This is a genomic window from Blattabacterium cuenoti (genome assembly GCF_014252415.1).
Classification (GTDB): domain Bacteria; phylum Bacteroidota; class Bacteroidia; order Flavobacteriales; family Blattabacteriaceae; genus Blattabacterium; species Blattabacterium cuenoti_Y.
On the sequence record NZ_CP059223.1, the window covers coordinates 221,782 to 239,244 of the forward strand.

Genomic DNA, 17,463 nt, shown 5'->3' on the forward strand with positions numbered 1-17,463 from the left:
TTTATATAGCCCATAGGGGAATCGAACCCCTCTTTCCAGGATGAAAACCTGATGTCCTGACCAATAGACGAATGGGCCTTATAACAAATTAAATTTTTTTTATGTTTAATACAAGTAATAAATGTAAATAATATTATTAATTACGAGTAATTATAAATCCTATAGATTCTAAATCTTTCCAAAAAAATGGATACGATTTTTCTACTACATCTGCATCTTTTATTTTTAAAATTGGAAAATTATTTAATAATGTAAAAGGAACAAATGACATTGCCATTCTATGATCTTGATAAGTATTTATTTCTATTGGATATTTAATCCTTTTTTTTATAAAATCTTTTATTTCTAGGTGGGATTGTGTAATTTTTAAAATTACTCCAAACTTTATAAGTTCTTCTTGTAATGCAGATAATCTATCTGTTTCTTTTATTTTTAAAGTTTCTAATCCATATAAATAACATTTTACTCCAATAGATGCGCAAGTTACAGTAATTGTTTGTGCTATATCTGGAGTTTTATTTAAATTTAATTTTATAATTTTTTTTTGATAAAAATTTTCTTTTTTTTTTAAAAAAATTTTGTTTTTAGTAAAATACGTTAATATTCCAAAATATTTCTCATATAAATAAGATACCTCTTTATCTCCTTGTAAACTTTTATTAAAAAATGAACTTAATATAATATTACTTTTTTTTGATACAGTAGCCATTGAATAATAATAAGATGCAGAACTCCAGTCAGATTCTACATGAAAAATTTTTTCTCCTTCTTTTCTATCAGGATAAATATGAATATATCTTTCTTTCCAAGAAATTTTAATTCCTGATAACAACAAAAGATCAAAAGTCATTTTTATATATGGGATTGATGTAATTTTATTTTTTAAATAAATTTTTAATCCATTTTTAAATCTATTAGCAACTAACATTAATGAACTAATATATTGACTACTTATTTTTGCATCTACAATAACTTCACCTCCTTTAATCGACCCCCCAAAAATTTTTAATGGAGGATACCCATTTTTTTCTAAAAAAATAATTTTAGCTCCTAAGTTTTTTAATGTATTAACAAGTATAGAAATGGGTCTTTGTTTCATTCTATTTGATCCAGTTAGAATAGTTGTTTTGTTTTTTTTTATAGAGAAATAAGAAGTTAAAAAACGCATTGCAGTACCCGAATGATTGATGTTAATAACATCAGATTTACTTTTTAAACTATTTTCCAATATTTTGGTATCATCACAATTAGATATATTTTCAATATAAATATCTTTTTTATATAAATATTTTATAATTAAAAGACGATTTGATATGCTTTTAGATCCAGTTATTGATATAGATCCATTTAAATTATTTGTTTTTCTATAAATATGAATATGATAAGACATATTATTTTAAATCTTTATTTTTTTGATAATGTCTATTATAATCTCTTTTAGTTTTTTCTATTAATTTTTTATTAAATGATTTTTCTAAATCAATACCAGTTTGATTAGCTAGACATATGACTACAAATAATACATCTGATAATTCTCTTCCAAGATCTTCATTTATTTTATCTTCATTTTTTTTTGATTGTTCTCCATAATTTCTTGCGATAATCCTAGATACTTCTCCTACTTCTTCAGATAAAAGAATAGTATTCGTTAATATATTAAAATAACGCACACCATGAGTATGTATCCATTTATGAACTATTTTTTGTATATTATTCATTAATTAAATTATTTTTTTTCTTTTTAATAAAATTTTTACCTTATTAATAATTGATTCACAATTAATTTCATATTTATTTAATAATTCCATTGGTTTCCCACTTTCTCCAAAGGTGTCATTAACTGCTACAAATTCTTGAGGAATATTACATCGTTTAGTCGTTATAATTCTTGCGATACTCTCTCCTAATCCTCCAAAATAATTATGTTCTTCAGCTGTAATAATACATTTTGTTTTATCAATTGATTTTAATATTGTTGTTTCATCCATAGGTTTAATTGTGTGAATATTGATTACCTCACATTCAATTCCTTCTTTTTCGTATAAAAATTTATATGCTTTTAATGATTCCCAAACTAAATGACCTGTACAAACAATAGTTAAATCTTTTCCTTTTGTTAATAGAATAGCTTTTCCTATATTAAATTCCTGATTTTTTTTTGTAAAATTTACCACAGAAGGACGTCCAAAACGTAAATATACTGGTCCATAAAATTTTGATATAGATATTGTTGCAGCATATGTTTGATTATAATCACATGTGTTAATTACAGTCATTCCAGGTAGCATTTTCATTAATCCAATATCTTCTAAACTTTGATGTGTAGCACCATCTTCTCCTATAGTTAATCCAGAATGAGATGCGCATATTTTTACATTTTTATAAGAATAAGCTATCGATTGACGTATTTGATCGTATACACGAGATGTAGAAAAATTAGCAAAAGTTCCTGTAAATGGAATATATCCCCCAATACTTAATCCAGCAGCTATTCCCATCATATTAGCCTCTGCTATTCCTATTTGAAAAAATCTATCTGGAAATTCTACTTTAAATTTATTCATAAACATAGAATTAGTAAGATCTGCACATAATGCAACTATTTTTTTATTTTTATTACCTATGAAAGCTAATGCATCGCCAAACCCAGCTCTAGTTTCTTTTAATTCTTTTTTATTATACATAGTATTACTATATGTTCATAAATTATAATGGATAATCTCTCAGATTACTTTCTGGAATCTGATTTAATGCTTTTATTAATTCATTTTTATTAGGAGCTTTTCCATGCCATTCATTTTTTCCAATCATAAAATCTACACCATACCCCATTTTGGTATGTAAAATAATTAAAACAGGCTTTTTATTATTAGTTTTTGTTTTTGCTTTTTTTAAAATATTAATTACATGTTCAATGTCATTACCATTTTTTTCTTCTAACACTTCCCAATTAAATGATTTAAATTTTTCATTCAAATTACCGAGGGGTAACACTTGATTAGTAGAACCATCAATTTGTTGTCCATTATAGTCTATAGTAGCTATGTAATTATCTATTTTTTTAGCGCCAGCATATAATACTGCTTCCCAAATTTGACCTTCATTTAACTCTCCATCACCATGTAAACTAAATACAGTAGTATTTTTTTCTTTATCTAATTTTTTTGAAATAGCTACACCAATAGAAACAGACATACCTTGCCCTAACGATCCTGAAGAAATTCTTATTCCTGGTAATTTATCATGAACAGATGGATGTCCTTGTAAACGAGAATTAATCTTTCTAAAAGATGAAAGTTCTGAAATAGGGAAAAACCCTGATCTAGCTAATATACTGTAGTAAACAGGCGAAACATGTCCATTTGATAAGAAAAAAATATCTTCTCCTTTACCTTCCATAATAAATTTATTTGAATCAAAATTCATTATTTCACTATATAAGGCTACAAAATATTCCGTAGAACTTAAAGATCCCCCTGGATGTCCTGAGTTTGCATAACTTACCATTCTAAGAATATCTCTTCTTACTTGATTACATAAATTTTTTAAATAACATATATTCATTTTAATTCATAAAATTCTAATATCTTTTGTTTCATATAAACAAAATTCATATACAAAAATATATAATTATATTAATTTTATTAATGAATTTTATTAACTATAAATATTTTACTATAAATTATAATTAAATAAATGAGTATAATAGTAAATAGAAAAGCTAAATTTCAATATTATTTATTAGATTTCTATCTAGCTGGAATACAATTACTTGGTTCTGAAGTAAAATCAATAAGAAATAGAAAGATTAACATATCAGAAAGTTTTTGTCAAATCATAAATAAAGAGATGTATATCATTAACTTATATATCGAAAAATATAAATTTGGATCAAATTGTGATACAAGAAGAAAAAGAAAATTATTGTTAAATAAAAAAGAATTAATAAAAATTAATAAAAAATTAGTAATTCATAGAATGACAATTGTTCCAATTGAAATTTTTTTTAATAAAAAAGGATTCATCAAAGTAAAAATAGCAATAGCAAAAGGAAAAAAAAATTATGATAAAAGAGAAATTAAAAAAAATAAAGAATTAATAAAGGAAATAAATCAATATTAATATTATAAATAAATTTTTATTATTTTATATTTTATATTCCTATTTATTTATATTTGTTTTAAGATTCTAAAGAAATTTATAGTTTATTATGAAAAACGTAAGTATTTTTATTGTCGCTTTACTTGCTTTTTTTTCTAATCTTTTTTCTCAAAATGAGGAAAACGAAAAAAATGTAAAAAAAAATTTATCTATAAAATTAGGAACAAGCGACATCAATTTTTTTTCTGAAAAAAATCCTTTTGAAGGTTTTTTTTCTTATAATAATAATAGCATAGGTCCATCTTCTAATATAGAATTAGGATATAATATTAATGACCGTATAGGTCTTTATGTAGATGGAACCTTAGGGTTGGTAAAAAATCATAGATGGAAAGTAGGTAATTCTCAATTTGCTAAATTGAGTAGTGGATTAAAAGTTCACGCATTACCCGATCATCAAATTGATCCTTACCTAAGATTAGGTGGTGGATATCATAGATCCAATGCATATTTAAAAAATGATTTAAAAATTTCTGAGACACAATTATTCAGAACAAATAAACAAAATTTTCCACTTATAGATGGAGGAATTGGAGTAAATTTTTGGGTACATCCCAATGCAGGAATGAATATAAGTAGTACTTATAATCATGTTTTTTCAAAACAATCAAAAAATTATTTAGATTTTTTAAAACATGATATAGGTTTAATATTTCGTTTTAAAAATTTTTTAAATAAGGAAAGTAATGAAAAGAAGATAATTTCTTCTTTATCAGACAATGAAAAAGATAAAAATCTAAAACAAAATGATAAAGATAATCCTAAAGATGATCTAAAAGATTCAAATAAAAAATTAGATGATGATGATGAAAAATTAAATTTGAAAAAAAAACAGTTAATTACAAATTTAAATAATGATTTATTTTCTGGATTAAAATTCATTGATAAAGACAAAAACAAATACGAAGACAAAAATAAAGAACAAGATAAAAACAAAGACGAAGACAAAAATAAAGAACAAGATAAAAACAAAGACGAAGACAAAAACAAAGACGAAAACAAAAACAAAGACGAAAACAAAAACAAAGACGAAAACAAAAACAAAGACGAAAACAAAAACAAAGACGAAAACAAAAATAAAGACGAAGACAAAAACAAAGACGAAGACAAAAACAAAAACGAAAACAAAAATAAAAACGAAAACAAAAACAAAGACGAAAATAAAAACAAAGAACAAGATAAGACTACTGGTAAAAAACAACCTGAAAAATCTAATAATCAACCTATTATTGATGAAGAAAAACTAATATCTGATAATAATACAAAAAGTTTTAAAAAAAATAACAAAAAACAAAAAGGAAAAAAAACACAAAATAATAAGAAAAATCCTTCTAAAAAGAAAACTGAAAAACCTTCTAAACCTTCTAGGGGTGCTAACAAGAAACCTTCTAATAAATGGGGTGCTAAAAGAAAACCTAATAAATGGGGTGCTAACAAGAAACCTTCTAATAAATGGGGTGCTAAAAGAAAACCTAATAAATGGGGTGCTAAGAGAAAACCTAATAAATGGGGTGCTAAGAGAAAACCTAATAAATGGGAGGCTAAGAAAAAACCTAATAAATGGGGTGCTAAGAGAAAACCTAATAAATGGGAGGCTAAGAAAAAACCTAATAAATGGGAAGCTAAGAAAAAACCTAATAAATGGGAGGCTAAGAAAAAACCTTCTAATAAATGGGAGGCTAAGAAAAAACCTTCTAATAAAAAAAAGTAAATCATTTGTAAAACATGAAGAAAAAAAATGAACTATTCATAGTTTGTTTTTCATGTTTATAAAAAAAAATACTTTTTTTAAAAAATTATTTAAATTCAAATTCTTTTAAAAAAGAATTAATAATTTAATTAATCTATTTTTTTATTTTAATAAAATCCTCTTGTATTTTAATATATAAGAGGGTTTTATTTTTTTGAAGAAATCCATAAACTTATTTGATAAAGAATAATCATTGGTATTAATACTATAATTGTACTTATTATATCTCCTGGGGTAATTGCGGATGCAATAATCAATTTTATTAGAAATGCATGTTTTTGATATTTTTTTAGAAATTTATGGGAAATTAAATTTATTTTAGATAGAAAATAAATGAAACATGGAAATAAAAAAATAATCCCCATTAATAATATAGAATTTGTAATTATTGAAATATAATCAGATAAATCAAATATATTTTTTGGGATATAACTAATTTTAAAGAAGTAAGAAAAATGAATTAAAAATGGACATAATATGTAATATCCAAAAAAAATTCCAGTAGAAAATAAAATAAACATTATAAAAAAAATTTTTTTACAAAATTTTTTTTCTTTTTTAGAAAGAGCAGGGTTTATAAAGCCCCATAATTCATAAAAAATAAATGGAAAAGATATAATTATTCCTCCAATTAAACTAGTCCATATGTAAACATTAAATTGTCCAAACATTTTTCTATTTTGTATATATAAGTCTTTTTCAAAAAATTGATGAGAGTTATATTTTATTATATTTTTTGTAATATATTTTAGTAAACGATAGGATATAAAATTCATTTTAGATGGACCAAATATTATTATATCAAATACAATATGTTTATTAAGCATTAAAAAAATCATAGAAATAATAATTACGATAATACAACGAATTATACGAATCCTTAATTCTTCAATATGTTTCCAAAATGGCATTTTTATTTTTTTATTCATAAATTTTTCAAATTTAAAACGATAAACAACATGAAATGTGGAATTATAGGATTACCAAATATTGGTAAATCCACGTTATTTAATATTGTATCTAATTCTAAAGCTTTATCAAAAAATTTCCCTTTTTGTACTATAAACCCTAATTATGGAATAATCAAAATATTAGATAAAAGATTGACTGAATTAGAAAAAATTATTAATCCTTTGAAAATCACACCATCTGAAATAAAAATAGTTGATATAGCTGGTTTAATAAAAGGATCTCATAAAGGAGAAGGGTTAGGAAATAAATTTTTATCTCATATTCGTGAAACAAATGCTATCATTCATATGATACGTTTTTTTTATGACGAAAGTATCACTCATGTAGAAGGAAATATTGATCCAGTTAGAGATAAAGAAATTATTGATACTGAATTACAAATGAAAGATTTAGAATCTATAGAAAAAAAAATATATCAAATTTCTCGTTTATATAACAGTAATTATAATAAAAATGAATTTTATATTTTTTTAAAAAAAATCTTAAATTTTTTAATAAAAGGAAATAATATAAGAACATTTCCATTTAAAAAATGGGAAAAAAAATCTTTAGAAGAATTAAATTTATTGACTATCAAACCTATTTTATATATTTGTAATGTTAATAATTTTAATGATTTATATAAAAATTTAAAAATAAAACAATTAAAAAAAATAATAAATAAAGAATCATCATCCATTTTATTTATTTCTTTAAAAAATAAAATTTGTTTCGATTTTGATAAATTTTTATACGAAATTATTTCTTTGCTTAATTTAAAAACATTTTTTACAGTAGGAAAAAATGAAGTTCGAGCTTGGAATATTCCAAAATCGTATACAGCATATGAAGCATCTTCTGTTATCCATACTGATTTTCAAAAAGGATTTATAAAAGCAGAAATTATTCATTATGATGATTATATTCAATATAAATCTGAGTATAATTTAAAAAAATTAGGAAAAATTTTTTTATCTGGAAAAGATTATATCATTAATGATGGTGATATTGTTACTTTTCGATTTAATATTAATAAAAAAATTTTTTATAATCGTTGTTAATATTATTTAATGTTTCGAATATTAATATAATAGATTTTTCTACATCGTATTTATTAACTACTTCTAATGAAGTATGCATATATTTTAATGGAATAGATACTAAAGCACAAGATACTCCTTGATTAGAATATGCAAAAGCATCTGTATCTGTGCCTGTTCCATAACTAGATACTAATCGTTGAAATTTTATTTTATTATTTATAGCGGTATTGATAAGTAAATCTCTAATTTTTTTTTGTATTGATGGTGCATATGTTATAACTGGTCCTAATCCACATTTTATGTCTCCCATTACTTTTTTCTCTATCATAGGAGTAGAAGTATCATGTGTAACATCTGTTATAATAGCAATATCTGGTTTTATATTATTAGAAATCATTTTTGCTCCTTTTAATCCTATTTCTTCTTGTACTGAATTTACTATATATAATCCATATTTTAAATCAATATTATTTTTTATAATCATTTTTATAGCTTCTGCTATTATAAATCCACCTATTTTATTATCTAAAGCTTTAGATACAATAAATTTTTTATTCATAAAAAAAAATTGATTAGGATATGATATCATACAACCAACATAGATTCCTAAATCTTGAACTTCTTTTTTATTTGATGCACCAACATCTATAAATATATTTTTTATTTGTGGGAATATTTCTTTATAAGACTTTCTAGTATGGATAGCAGGCCATCCGAAAACCCCACATACTGTTTTTCCATTTTTAGTATGAATTAAAACTTTTTTTGATGGAGTAATTTGATGATCCATTCCTCCATTGCGGGTTACATATATTAATCCATCATCATCTATATAATTAACATACCATGATATTTCATCAACATGAGCTTCAATTATCAATTTTTTTGAATAATTAGGATTAATAATTCCTACAGCTGTACCATATAAATCTATATATACTTTTTCTACATAGGATTTTATATAGTTCATCCAAATTTTTTGTCCTATACATTCATCTCCGGTAGGAGAAAAACTATTTAAATAGTTTTTTAAAAATTCAATAGAATCATTTTTTAACATAATAAATATTAATAATTAATTGATCCTTTAAAAACAAATTTTACAGGACCGGTTAAATAAATATTTTCGTATTTATCATCTTTTTTTTCAAAAGACACTAATAAAATTCCACCTAAAGTAATAACTTTTATATTATTTTTCTTATTTATTTTTTTTGTTTCTACAAATGCAATGACTGATGCAACTACTCCAGTTCCACAAGATAAAGTTTCATTTTCTACTCCTCTTTCATAAGTTCTTACATATAAATAATTATTATATATTTTTACGAAATTTACATTAACCCCATTTTTATATAAATTACTATATCTAATTTTTTTACCTTCTTTATACACATTAATATTTTCTTTTTTATTTAAAAAAATAATATGATGAGGAGATCCTGTAAATAAAAAAGTATATTTTTCATATATTTTTATACTTTTTTTATCTATAGAAACAATATCAATAGATATATTATTTTTTTTATGTATTAATCCTTGATGAGGTCCATTAATTGTATTAAAAAAAATTTTATTAGAATTCGTAATTCCTAACATATTAGAAAAATATACGGCACACCTACCTCCATTTCCACACATAGTACCTTCTATTCCATTTGCATTATAATATTTCATATAAAAATTATATTTAGGATCTTTTTTTATTAAAATTAATCCATCAGATCCAATACCAATATGTCTATTACATAATTTTTTTATAAATTTTGGATCATTATGTATTTTCATTCCATGAAAAGAATTTATGATAATAAAATCATTTCCTGTTCCATGAAATTTAAAAAAATCAATTTTCATAAATAAAAAAAATTAATAAATAAATTTAATTATTATTAATTCAATTTTAAAATTGAATCGTATTTATATTATTTTCTAAATATATTTGTTTTTTAATTTTCAATTAATTGAATTATATGATAAATTATGAAGAAAATAATTTTTTATATTATATTAACTAGTTTTATTAGTTCAGTAATAAGTATTGCAGCATATAAAAAATATCTTGAAAAAGAATCTTTTATATTTCCATACAATACTTCTTCTACTATTAAAAATAATAGACGATCATTCTCATCATTGAATAATGAATATCATAATGATTTCACTAAAGTAGTAGAAAAAACTGTACATTCAGTTGTTAATGTAAGAAATTTTTCAAAAAATACAAATAATTATAATTTTGATCCATTTGAATTTTTTTTTGGATTTCCTAATAATGAATTTAATAGAGATAATGGTAATAAATTTCAAGAAGGTGGTAAAGCACCAATATATCATGGATCAGGCGTTATAATATCATCTGATGGATATATCGTAACTAATCATCATGTTATAAAAAATTCATATAAAATTGAAGTTACACTTAATGATCAAAGAATTTATAAAGCTAGATTAGTAGGAACTGATCCTAGTACTGATGTAGCTTTACTAAAAATAGAAGAAAAAAATTTACCATTCGTATATTTTTCTGATTCTAATAAAGTAAAAGTAGGAGAATGGGTTTTAGCAATAGGAAATCCATTTGATTTAAATTCAACAGTTACAGCTGGAATAATTAGTGCTAAAAATAGAAGTTTAGGAATATTAAGAGAAGAAAATATATCAGCAATTGAATCATTTTTTCAAACAGATGCAGCAGTAAATCCTGGAAATAGTGGGGGTGCTCTATTAAATACTAATGGTGAGTTAATTGGAATTAATACAGCTATTTCCTCTTCTTCAGGAAACTTTATAGGATATAGTTTTGCAGCACCTTCCAATTTAGTATTAAAAGTAGTTCAAGATATAAAAAAATATGGGGAAGTAAAAAGAGCATTTTTAGGTATTAAGGGAATGGATTTATCTAAAATAGAATTATTAAAATTTTTTAATAAAAGAAATAATAAAAATGTTCAACCACAATCAGGGTTTTTAGTCGGAGAAGTTTTTTATGGAGGTAGTGCTTATGAAGCAGGAATTAAAAAAGGAGATATTATAAAAAGTATAAATAATAGTAGTATTAGAAATGTTTCAGATCTTTCATTTATTATAGGTATTAAAAGACCTGGAGATTATATAAAAATTATTGTATTACGTGATAAAACTTTGAAAAGTTTCAATGTTTTATTAAAAAGTATTTATGGAACAGATGATAAAACAAAAGAAAATAAAAGTCAAACAAAATCTACATCAAATTTATTAAATTACACATGGAAATCATTAATTGAAAAATATCATAAATATTTTAATATATTTATTTTCATTCATTATTTCTTTTACAATAAATAAATATTGTATATATGGAAGTTATAAAATTTGGAATCCATATAAAATATGGGGGTATATAATTTTTTGATGAAAATATATTTATAATTTCCATTAAAAATATATATAAAAATATTACAATAATTCCAATAATTATATTTTTTCCTAAATCATTTTTTCTATTTGAAGAAATAGATAAACCTAATATTGTAAATATTAATGCAGAAAAAGGTAAAGCAATTCTTTTATGATATTCATTTAAATAAATATTTTTATCTGTATTATTTATTTTAATTATTTTGTTTAATTCATTTATACTCATATTCTCAGAAACATAGTCATCCGGACTTAATTCATCAGGACTTGATGTGATTTTTAATATTTTATATAATCCACTTTTAGACGAGTCATAGTTTTTATTAAAAAAAATTTCCTTATAATTATATACTATATAATATTTATTTTTTTTAGACCAGAAAATATATTTAGACTTTAGTAAGTAGATTAAATTTTTATTATCAAACACTTCATATACACATTTATGTCCTACATTATTAATTCTTGAAAAATTTTTTATAAATAAATATTTATTTTTATCTATTTTAGCTGTTAAAGCTTCATTATTACCATATAATTCTTTATAAGAACTTACTAAATATTGAGAATGAAATTTATTTTTTTTTTTATTAACTGTTGGTAATACATAAAAGTTAATTATTAAATTAATTAATCCTATTATAAAAGCAAATATTAAATAAGTAATAGCTATTCTTCCATAGCTAATTCCATTAGCTAATAAAGTAGTAATTTCTGAATTTTTTGTAATTTTAGATGTAAAAAATATTATAGATAAGAAAAGAGATATGGAAGAAAATGTATTAATTATCCATATAGACCAAAATGGATAATAATCAATTATTGCATTTTTTATAGAAGAATTATTATTGTCTAATCTATGTATCCTTTGTGGAATATCTATAATTACACATATAATTTGCATTGAAATTGTAAAAAAAATAAAATATTTTATAAAATTTTTAATCAAATAACAATCTATTATTTTCATTGTAATCTATTTTTTAAAAATGGGATCATCTTATTTTTCCAAGTAGAAAAATTATTATTCATAATATGAAATCTAGCTTTTTCTAATAAATTTTTATAAAAAAATAAATTGTGTATGGAAGCAATCTCTTTTCCTATACTATCTTTAGATATAAATAAATGTCTTAAGTAAGATTTACTATAAAATTTATCTACATGAGAATTTCCAAGTTTATCTATACAAGAATAATCATATTTCCATTTTTTATTCTTAATATTGATAATTCCGTTCCAAGTAAACAACATTCCATGACGTCCGTTTCTTGTTGGTATAACACAATCAAACATATCTATTCCAAGAGATATATGTTCTAGTATATCAGATGGTTCACCTACTCCCATTAAATATCTAGGTTTTTTATATGGTAATTTATTAGTTAATAAATTTATTATTTTATATGTTTTTTCTTTTTTTTCTCCCAAACTCAATCCTCCTATTGCATAACCCTCTATTTCCATTTCAGAATTATAAATTTTATTGATAAAATTTTCTCTTAATTCTGGATATACACTACCTTGTATAACAGGAAAAAAACTTTGTTTATGATTATAAAATTCCGGATTTTTTTTTAAAAAAAAATAACATTTATTCATCCACAAAAACGTTCTTTCCATTGAAATTTTAGCAGTGTTAAAATCACATGGAAAAGTTGGACAATCATCAAATGACATAATAATATCTCCACCTATAAAACGTTGAATTTCCATAGATTTTTCTGGAGAAAAAAAATGCGTAGAACCATCTATTACAGATTTAAATTTTACTCCTTCATCAGTAATTTGATTAATTTTTTTCATAGAAAAAACTTGATAACCACCACTATCTGTGAGTATAGATTTTTTCCAATTCATAAAAGAATGAAGACCTCCTGATTCATATAGAATTTTTATTCCTGGATTAAAATATAAATGATATGCATTTCCTAGAATAATATTAGATGTTTTATTTAGTTCTTTATTAAGAATAGATTTAACAAAACCTTTTGTAGCTACTGGCATAAAAACAGGAGTTTCTATTTCTCCATGATCTGTTTTTAATAAACCTGCTCTAGCTTTAGATGATTTATCTGTTTTTTTTAAAAAAAATTTCATAAAATAACAATAATGAGTATATTATCTTTGTTTATTAATTTACTAATATGATGAAATGAAAAATTAAATAAAATATATGACTTATAAAAAACAAAATCATATACCAGTTTTATTAAAAGAAAGTATAGAAAATCTTATTACAGATAAAAATGGAGTTTATGTAGATGCGACTTATGGATTAGGAGGGCATTCATTTTCAATTTTAGAAAAATTAGGAGAAAAATCTATATTAATAGCAATTGATCAAGATAAGGAATCTATAAAAAAAAATTTTATAAAAGATAAACGTTTTTATTTATTTCATAATAATTTTATTTATATAAAAGATATTTTAAATTTTTTTTCTATGAAAAAAGTTTCAGGAATATTGGTAGATCTCGGATTATCTTCTTTTCAAATTGAAAATTTATCAAGAGGTTTTTCTATGAAAGAAAATTGTATATTAGATATGAGAATGAATCAAGAATCTAATAATTATAATGCTCAAAATATAATTAATGAATATTCAGAAAAACAATTGTGTCAAGTTTTACAAACGTATGGAGATTTTACAAATGCAAAAAAAATTGTAAAAAAAATATTAGATAAACGTGAAAATAAAAAAATTTGTACTAGTTATGATTTAAAAAATATTTTTTTTATAAAAGGATCTTTAAAAAAAAGAAATAGATTTTTTTCAAGATTATTTCAATCTATCCGAATAGAGGTTAATAACGAAATTTTTATGTTAAAACAATTATTATATATATCATCTGAATTAATTTCAAAAGGAGGTAGATTAGTTATAATTTCGTACCATTCTGTTGAAGATAGAATAATAAAAAATTTTTTAAAAAAAGGAATTTTTTTAAAAAAAAATATATGTTATACACCATTTAAAATAATAAATAAAAAAGTGATTAGGCCTACAATTGATGAATTAAGAAATAATTATAGATCAAGAAGTGCAAAATTAAGAATTGCAGAAAAATTATGAATTTTGCAAAAAAAAAAAATTGAAAAATATTTTATGTATTTTTTAAAGGGTACGTTTTTAGTAGAAAAAAATTCATATCATACTTGGATTTTTATATTATTTATTGTTATTATATCTTTCATTATTATTACTAGTTCACACATAATGGATTATAATATAAAAATAATTTCAAAATTGTATCATGAAATTAAAAAATTAGAATATTATGAAAAAATGATTTTTTTAAATTAAAAATTAATAATCATGAGAGAAAGATATTTGCTATTATATAAATCTTATTTAGTTAGTTTATTATTTATATTCATTGCCATATTAATCATTTACAATTTAATTAGTATTCAAAATAATTCAGATAAATATAAAAAATATGTATTAAAAAGAATAAATGATTTAAAATCATTTCGTCATTCTTTTTTTAAAAATTAACATTAAAAAATGTTAATTCTATTTTTATTAAAAAAAATAGTATGAAAAAAACATTAAAATATGTTTTAAATGGAGTAAACATATTAAATATAATAGGAAAATATGATAACAAATCAATAAATGGAATATGTATAAATTCTAAAAATGTAAAATCTAATACAATATTTATTGCAAATAAAGGAATCAATACAAATGGAAATTTGTTTATAAAACAAGCTATTTATAATGGAGCTAGTGTGATTGTTTGTGAAAAACATCCTCTATTTATATATAAAAATATAACTTATGTAATTGTTCATGATTCTAAAGAAGCGTTAGGAATTATATCTTCTAACTTTTATAATAATCCAACAAAAAAAATAAATTTAATAGGTATTACTGGGACAAATGGAAAAACAAGTGTAGCTGTTATATTACATCAATTATTTTCTAATTTAGGAGAAAAAAATATTCTTATTTCTACCATAGGTATTAAAATATCATCTAAAATATATTATACTGAATATACAACTCCTAATATTATTGAGATTAATAAATATTTAAACTTATCAATAAAAAAAGGATGTAAATATGCATTTATGGAAGTAAGTTCACACGGAATTGATCAAAAAAGAATTTCTGGATTATTTTTTAAAGTAGGAATATTTACGAATATTACTCATGATCATTTAGACTATCATAAATCGTTTAATGATTATTTATTTGTTAAACAACAATTTTTTAATCAATTAACAAAAAAATCTTTTTCTATAATCAACATTGATGATAAAAATTATTCAAAAATAATAGAAGGTAGTGTAAATAAAATTTATTTTTATGGAATTAATAATAAAAATGCAGATTTTAAAATAAAAATATTAAATAAATCTTTTAATGGTACTAAAATTCTTATTAATAATAAAAATAAAATAAATATTAATTTTATTGGAAAATTTAATGCTTATAATGTTTTAGCGAGTTATGCAGCTTCTGTTTTATTAGGAATGAATTATAAAATTATTTTAAAAAATTTAAGTTTATTACACCCTGTAATGGGGAGATGTGAACAGTATGTATCAAAATGTGGAAAACGTATAATAATTGATTATGCACATAATCCAAATGGACTAAAAAATGTTATAAATTCTATTAAGGAAATAATAAAAAATATTAATATTAATTTAATATGTGTAATAGGATGTGGAGGAAATAGAGATATTTCAAAACGATCTATTATGGGAAAAATTGTTAATGAAATGTGTAATATATCTATATTTACATCAGATAATCCAAGAAAAGAAAATCCATTAAATATAATAATGGATATGAAAAAACTTCTTTCTATAAAAGAAAAAAAATCTATTATTACTTTTATTGATAGAAAAACGGCAATTCATTACGCAATTAAATTATCAAATAAAGGAGATATTATTTTAATAATGGGAAAAGGACATGAAAATTTTCAAGAAATAAATGGAATAAATTATCCATTTAATGATATGAAAATTGTAAAAAATTTTTTAGAAAAAAATAATGATTAATCATTACATTATTTTTAGATCTTTAATTTCTATTTTTTTTTCTTTTTTTTTATCATTTTATTTATATAAATGGATGATAATTTGGAATAAAAAGAATAATTTTATAACAGAAAATATACGTCATTTAGGTATTAAAGGTGAAAAAAAGAAGATAGGTATTCCTACTATGGGAGGATTAATTATAATAATTTCTACACTAATTCCTACTGTATTATTTTCTTATTTAAATAATATTTATATTATTATATTAATTATTACTACTGTATGGATGGGACTTATTGGTTTTTTAGATGATTTTATTAAAATCAAATATAATAAAAATGGATTGAGTATTATTGAAAAAATATTAGGTCAAATAATTATTGGGGTTTTTATTGGAGCTATTATGTATTTTAATCCATCTATTAATAGATCCGTAAATAAAAATTTTTTATTCGAAAAAAATAAATATGGATTTAAAACAACAATACCAAGATTTTTTAAAAAAAATAAAAATGAATTTAATTATTCTAATTTATTAAATTGGTTTAAGAAGGATTTAGATAAATATACATGGATTATTTTTATACCAGTTATTATTTTTATAATAGTTTTTATATCTAATGGATCTAACATAACTGATGGAATAGATGGATTAACAGCTGGAGTTTCACTAATCATATTAGTGACATTAATTTTAATATCTATTATTTCAAGCAACAAAAATTATTCTAGTTATTTACATTGTATTTATGTTCCAAATATAGATGAGACAATAATATTTTCAATCTCTATGATTGGATCTTTAATAGGATTTTTATGGTATAATACTTATCCAGCACAAATTTTTATGGGAGATACTGGTAGTCTTACTCTAGGTGGAATAATATCAGTATTATTAATTATGAATAGAATAGAATTTATTTTTCCTATTTTATGTGGTATATTTTTAGTTGAAAATTTATCTGTAATTATACAAGTACTTTATTTTAAATATACTAAAATTCAATATAAAATTGAAAAAAAATTTTTTTTAATGTCTCCAATACATCATCATTTTCAAAAATTAGGTTATCATGAAAATAAAATATGTATTCGTTTTATTATTTTTCAAATAATTTTATCTATTTTATCAATAATTTTTATAATTATGTAACA

At 21.6% G+C, this 17,463-nt stretch carries 17 protein-coding genes and 1 tRNA gene; 8 read left to right on the forward strand and 10 right to left on the reverse strand.

Annotated elements, in window-relative coordinates:
• Window positions 1-6: 6 nt before the first annotated feature.
• From H0H33_RS01080 to H0H33_RS01100, 5 genes are all read right to left on the reverse strand, one after another.
• Window positions 7-78: transfer RNA gene (locus H0H33_RS01080), tRNA-Glu, on the reverse strand.
• Window positions 79-136: 58 nt separating this feature from the next.
• A complete protein-coding gene (locus H0H33_RS01085) occupies window positions 137-1,390 on the reverse strand; it encodes a 3-phosphoshikimate 1-carboxyvinyltransferase (protein WP_185878073.1) in 1,254 nt (417 codons plus the stop codon).
• Window position 1,391: 1 nt separating this feature from the next.
• Window positions 1,392-1,718 (reverse strand): nucleotide pyrophosphohydrolase, encoded by a 327-nt coding sequence (locus H0H33_RS01090; RefSeq protein ID WP_185878074.1) that lies wholly within the window; start codon window positions 1,716-1,718, stop codon window positions 1,392-1,394.
• A gap of 3 nt (window positions 1,719-1,721) precedes the next feature.
• On the reverse strand, window positions 1,722-2,684 hold the full coding sequence (locus tag H0H33_RS01095) for a transketolase family protein (protein ID WP_185878075.1): 963 nt from the start codon (window positions 2,682-2,684) through the stop codon (window positions 1,722-1,724).
• Window positions 2,685-2,706: 22 nt separating this feature from the next.
• Window positions 2,707-3,564 carry a transketolase gene (locus H0H33_RS01100; protein WP_185878076.1) on the reverse strand — a complete coding sequence of 286 codons (858 nt, stop codon included), beginning with the start codon at window positions 3,562-3,564 and terminating at the stop codon, window positions 2,707-2,709.
• Between the two features lie 132 nt (window positions 3,565-3,696).
• Between H0H33_RS01100 and smpB the strand changes: the two genes are divergently transcribed.
• Both smpB and H0H33_RS01110 read left to right on the forward strand, forming a co-directional pair.
• Window positions 3,697-4,122, forward strand: a complete 426-nt coding sequence (gene smpB, locus H0H33_RS01105) for an SsrA-binding protein SmpB (RefSeq protein ID WP_185878077.1) — start codon at window positions 3,697-3,699, stop codon at window positions 4,120-4,122.
• A gap of 88 nt (window positions 4,123-4,210) precedes the next feature.
• Window positions 4,211-5,872, forward strand: a complete 1,662-nt coding sequence (locus H0H33_RS01110) for an outer membrane beta-barrel protein (RefSeq protein ID WP_185878078.1) — start codon at window positions 4,211-4,213, stop codon at window positions 5,870-5,872.
• A 185-nt stretch (window positions 5,873-6,057) separates the two neighbouring features.
• Here H0H33_RS01110 and tatC read toward each other — a convergent pair whose 3' ends face one another.
• Window positions 6,058-6,840 (reverse strand): twin-arginine translocase subunit TatC, encoded by a 783-nt coding sequence (gene tatC / locus H0H33_RS01115; RefSeq protein WP_185878079.1) that lies wholly within the window; start codon window positions 6,838-6,840, stop codon window positions 6,058-6,060.
• A 30-nt stretch (window positions 6,841-6,870) separates the two neighbouring features.
• On the opposite strand from tatC, the gene H0H33_RS01120 reads away from it, so the two are divergent.
• A complete protein-coding gene (locus tag H0H33_RS01120; RefSeq protein WP_185878080.1) occupies window positions 6,871-7,923 on the forward strand; it encodes a redox-regulated ATPase YchF in 1,053 nt (350 codons plus the stop codon).
• On the opposite strand, the gene H0H33_RS01125 is transcribed toward H0H33_RS01120, so the two are convergent.
• Entirely contained in the window at window positions 7,892-8,965 is a 1,074-nt protein-coding gene (locus H0H33_RS01125) for a zinc-binding metallopeptidase family protein (RefSeq protein ID WP_185878081.1), read from the reverse strand. The genes H0H33_RS01120 and H0H33_RS01125 overlap by 32 nt on opposite strands.
• An 8-nt stretch (window positions 8,966-8,973) precedes the next feature.
• Window positions 8,974-9,762 (reverse strand): diaminopimelate epimerase, encoded by a 789-nt coding sequence (dapF, locus tag H0H33_RS01130; RefSeq protein WP_185878082.1) that lies wholly within the window; start codon window positions 9,760-9,762, stop codon window positions 8,974-8,976.
• A 126-nt stretch (window positions 9,763-9,888) separates the two neighbouring features.
• Between dapF and H0H33_RS01135 the strand changes: the two genes are divergently transcribed.
• The gene (locus H0H33_RS01135; RefSeq protein WP_185878083.1) at window positions 9,889-11,232 is read left to right on the forward strand and encodes a S1C family serine protease; all 1,344 of its coding nucleotides are present in this window, start codon (window positions 9,889-9,891) and stop codon (window positions 11,230-11,232) included.
• Here H0H33_RS01135 and H0H33_RS01140 read toward each other — a convergent pair.
• Together H0H33_RS01140 and tgt are read right to left on the reverse strand one after the other, a co-directional pair.
• Window positions 11,204-12,274, reverse strand: coding sequence for an LptF/LptG family permease (locus H0H33_RS01140; protein WP_185878084.1), 1,071 nt, complete (start codon window positions 12,272-12,274; stop codon window positions 11,204-11,206). The two genes, H0H33_RS01135 and H0H33_RS01140, sit on opposite strands and share 29 nt — an antisense overlap.
• Window positions 12,271-13,404: a tRNA guanosine(34) transglycosylase Tgt gene (gene tgt, locus H0H33_RS01145; protein ID WP_185878085.1), complete on the reverse strand. Its 1,134-nt coding sequence runs from the start codon at window positions 13,402-13,404 to the stop codon at window positions 12,271-12,273. Before tgt ends, H0H33_RS01140 begins: the two co-directional genes overlap by 4 nt.
• 76 nt (window positions 13,405-13,480) lie before the next feature.
• Here tgt and rsmH point away from each other — a divergent pair, with 76 nt between their 5' ends.
• From rsmH to mraY, 4 genes are all read left to right on the forward strand, one after another.
• Window positions 13,481-14,380, forward strand: coding sequence for a 16S rRNA (cytosine(1402)-N(4))-methyltransferase RsmH (gene rsmH, locus H0H33_RS01150; protein WP_185878086.1), 900 nt, complete (start codon window positions 13,481-13,483; stop codon window positions 14,378-14,380).
• A gap of 33 nt (window positions 14,381-14,413) precedes the next feature.
• Entirely contained in the window at window positions 14,414-14,611 is a 198-nt protein-coding gene (locus tag H0H33_RS01155) for an FtsL-like putative cell division protein (protein WP_185878087.1), read from the forward strand.
• Between the two features lie 236 nt (window positions 14,612-14,847).
• Window positions 14,848-16,326 carry a UDP-N-acetylmuramoyl-L-alanyl-D-glutamate--2,6-diaminopimelate ligase gene (locus tag H0H33_RS01160; RefSeq protein WP_185878088.1) on the forward strand — a complete coding sequence of 493 codons (1,479 nt, stop codon included), beginning with the start codon at window positions 14,848-14,850 and terminating at the stop codon, window positions 16,324-16,326.
• On the forward strand, window positions 16,319-17,461 hold the full coding sequence (mraY, locus tag H0H33_RS01165; RefSeq protein ID WP_185878089.1) for a phospho-N-acetylmuramoyl-pentapeptide-transferase: 1,143 nt from the start codon (window positions 16,319-16,321) through the stop codon (window positions 17,459-17,461). Before H0H33_RS01160 ends, mraY begins: the two co-directional genes overlap by 8 nt.
• Window positions 17,462-17,463: the final 2 nt, after the last annotated feature.

Excerpts from the sequence above, each read along its gene's own strand:
- smpB (WP_185878077.1), top strand. The coding sequence starts at position 3,697 with ATGAGTATAATAGTAAATAGAAAAGCTAAATTTCAATATTATTTATTA.
- H0H33_RS01160 (WP_185878088.1), top strand. The coding sequence starts at position 14,848 with ATGAAAAAAACATTAAAATATGTTTTAAATGGAGTAAACATATTAAAT.
- rsmH (WP_185878086.1), top strand. The coding sequence starts at position 13,481 with ATGACTTATAAAAAACAAAATCATATACCAGTTTTATTAAAAGAAAGT.
- H0H33_RS01090 (WP_185878074.1), bottom strand. The coding sequence starts at position 1,718 with ATGAATAATATACAAAAAATAGTTCATAAATGGATACATACTCATGGT.
- H0H33_RS01140 (WP_185878084.1), bottom strand. The coding sequence starts at position 12,274 with ATGAAAATAATAGATTGTTATTTGATTAAAAATTTTATAAAATATTTT.
- H0H33_RS01155 (WP_185878087.1), top strand. The coding sequence starts at position 14,414 with ATGTATTTTTTAAAGGGTACGTTTTTAGTAGAAAAAAATTCATATCAT.
- H0H33_RS01095 (WP_185878075.1), bottom strand. The coding sequence starts at position 2,684 with ATGTATAATAAAAAAGAATTAAAAGAAACTAGAGCTGGGTTTGGCGAT.
- dapF (WP_185878082.1), bottom strand. The coding sequence starts at position 9,762 with ATGAAAATTGATTTTTTTAAATTTCATGGAACAGGAAATGATTTTATT.
- tatC (WP_185878079.1), bottom strand. The coding sequence starts at position 6,840 with ATGAATAAAAAAATAAAAATGCCATTTTGGAAACATATTGAAGAATTA.
- H0H33_RS01085 (WP_185878073.1), bottom strand. The coding sequence starts at position 1,390 with ATGTCTTATCATATTCATATTTATAGAAAAACAAATAATTTAAATGGA.
- H0H33_RS01120 (WP_185878080.1), top strand. The coding sequence starts at position 6,871 with ATGAAATGTGGAATTATAGGATTACCAAATATTGGTAAATCCACGTTA.
- tgt (WP_185878085.1), bottom strand. The coding sequence starts at position 13,404 with ATGAAATTTTTTTTAAAAAAAACAGATAAATCATCTAAAGCTAGAGCA.
- mraY (WP_185878089.1), top strand. The coding sequence starts at position 16,319 with ATGATTAATCATTACATTATTTTTAGATCTTTAATTTCTATTTTTTTT.
- H0H33_RS01110 (WP_185878078.1), top strand. The coding sequence starts at position 4,211 with ATGAAAAACGTAAGTATTTTTATTGTCGCTTTACTTGCTTTTTTTTCT.
- H0H33_RS01125 (WP_185878081.1), bottom strand. The coding sequence starts at position 8,965 with ATGTTAAAAAATGATTCTATTGAATTTTTAAAAAACTATTTAAATAGT.
- H0H33_RS01100 (WP_185878076.1), bottom strand. The coding sequence starts at position 3,564 with ATGAATATATGTTATTTAAAAAATTTATGTAATCAAGTAAGAAGAGAT.
- H0H33_RS01135 (WP_185878083.1), top strand. The coding sequence starts at position 9,889 with ATGAAGAAAATAATTTTTTATATTATATTAACTAGTTTTATTAGTTCA.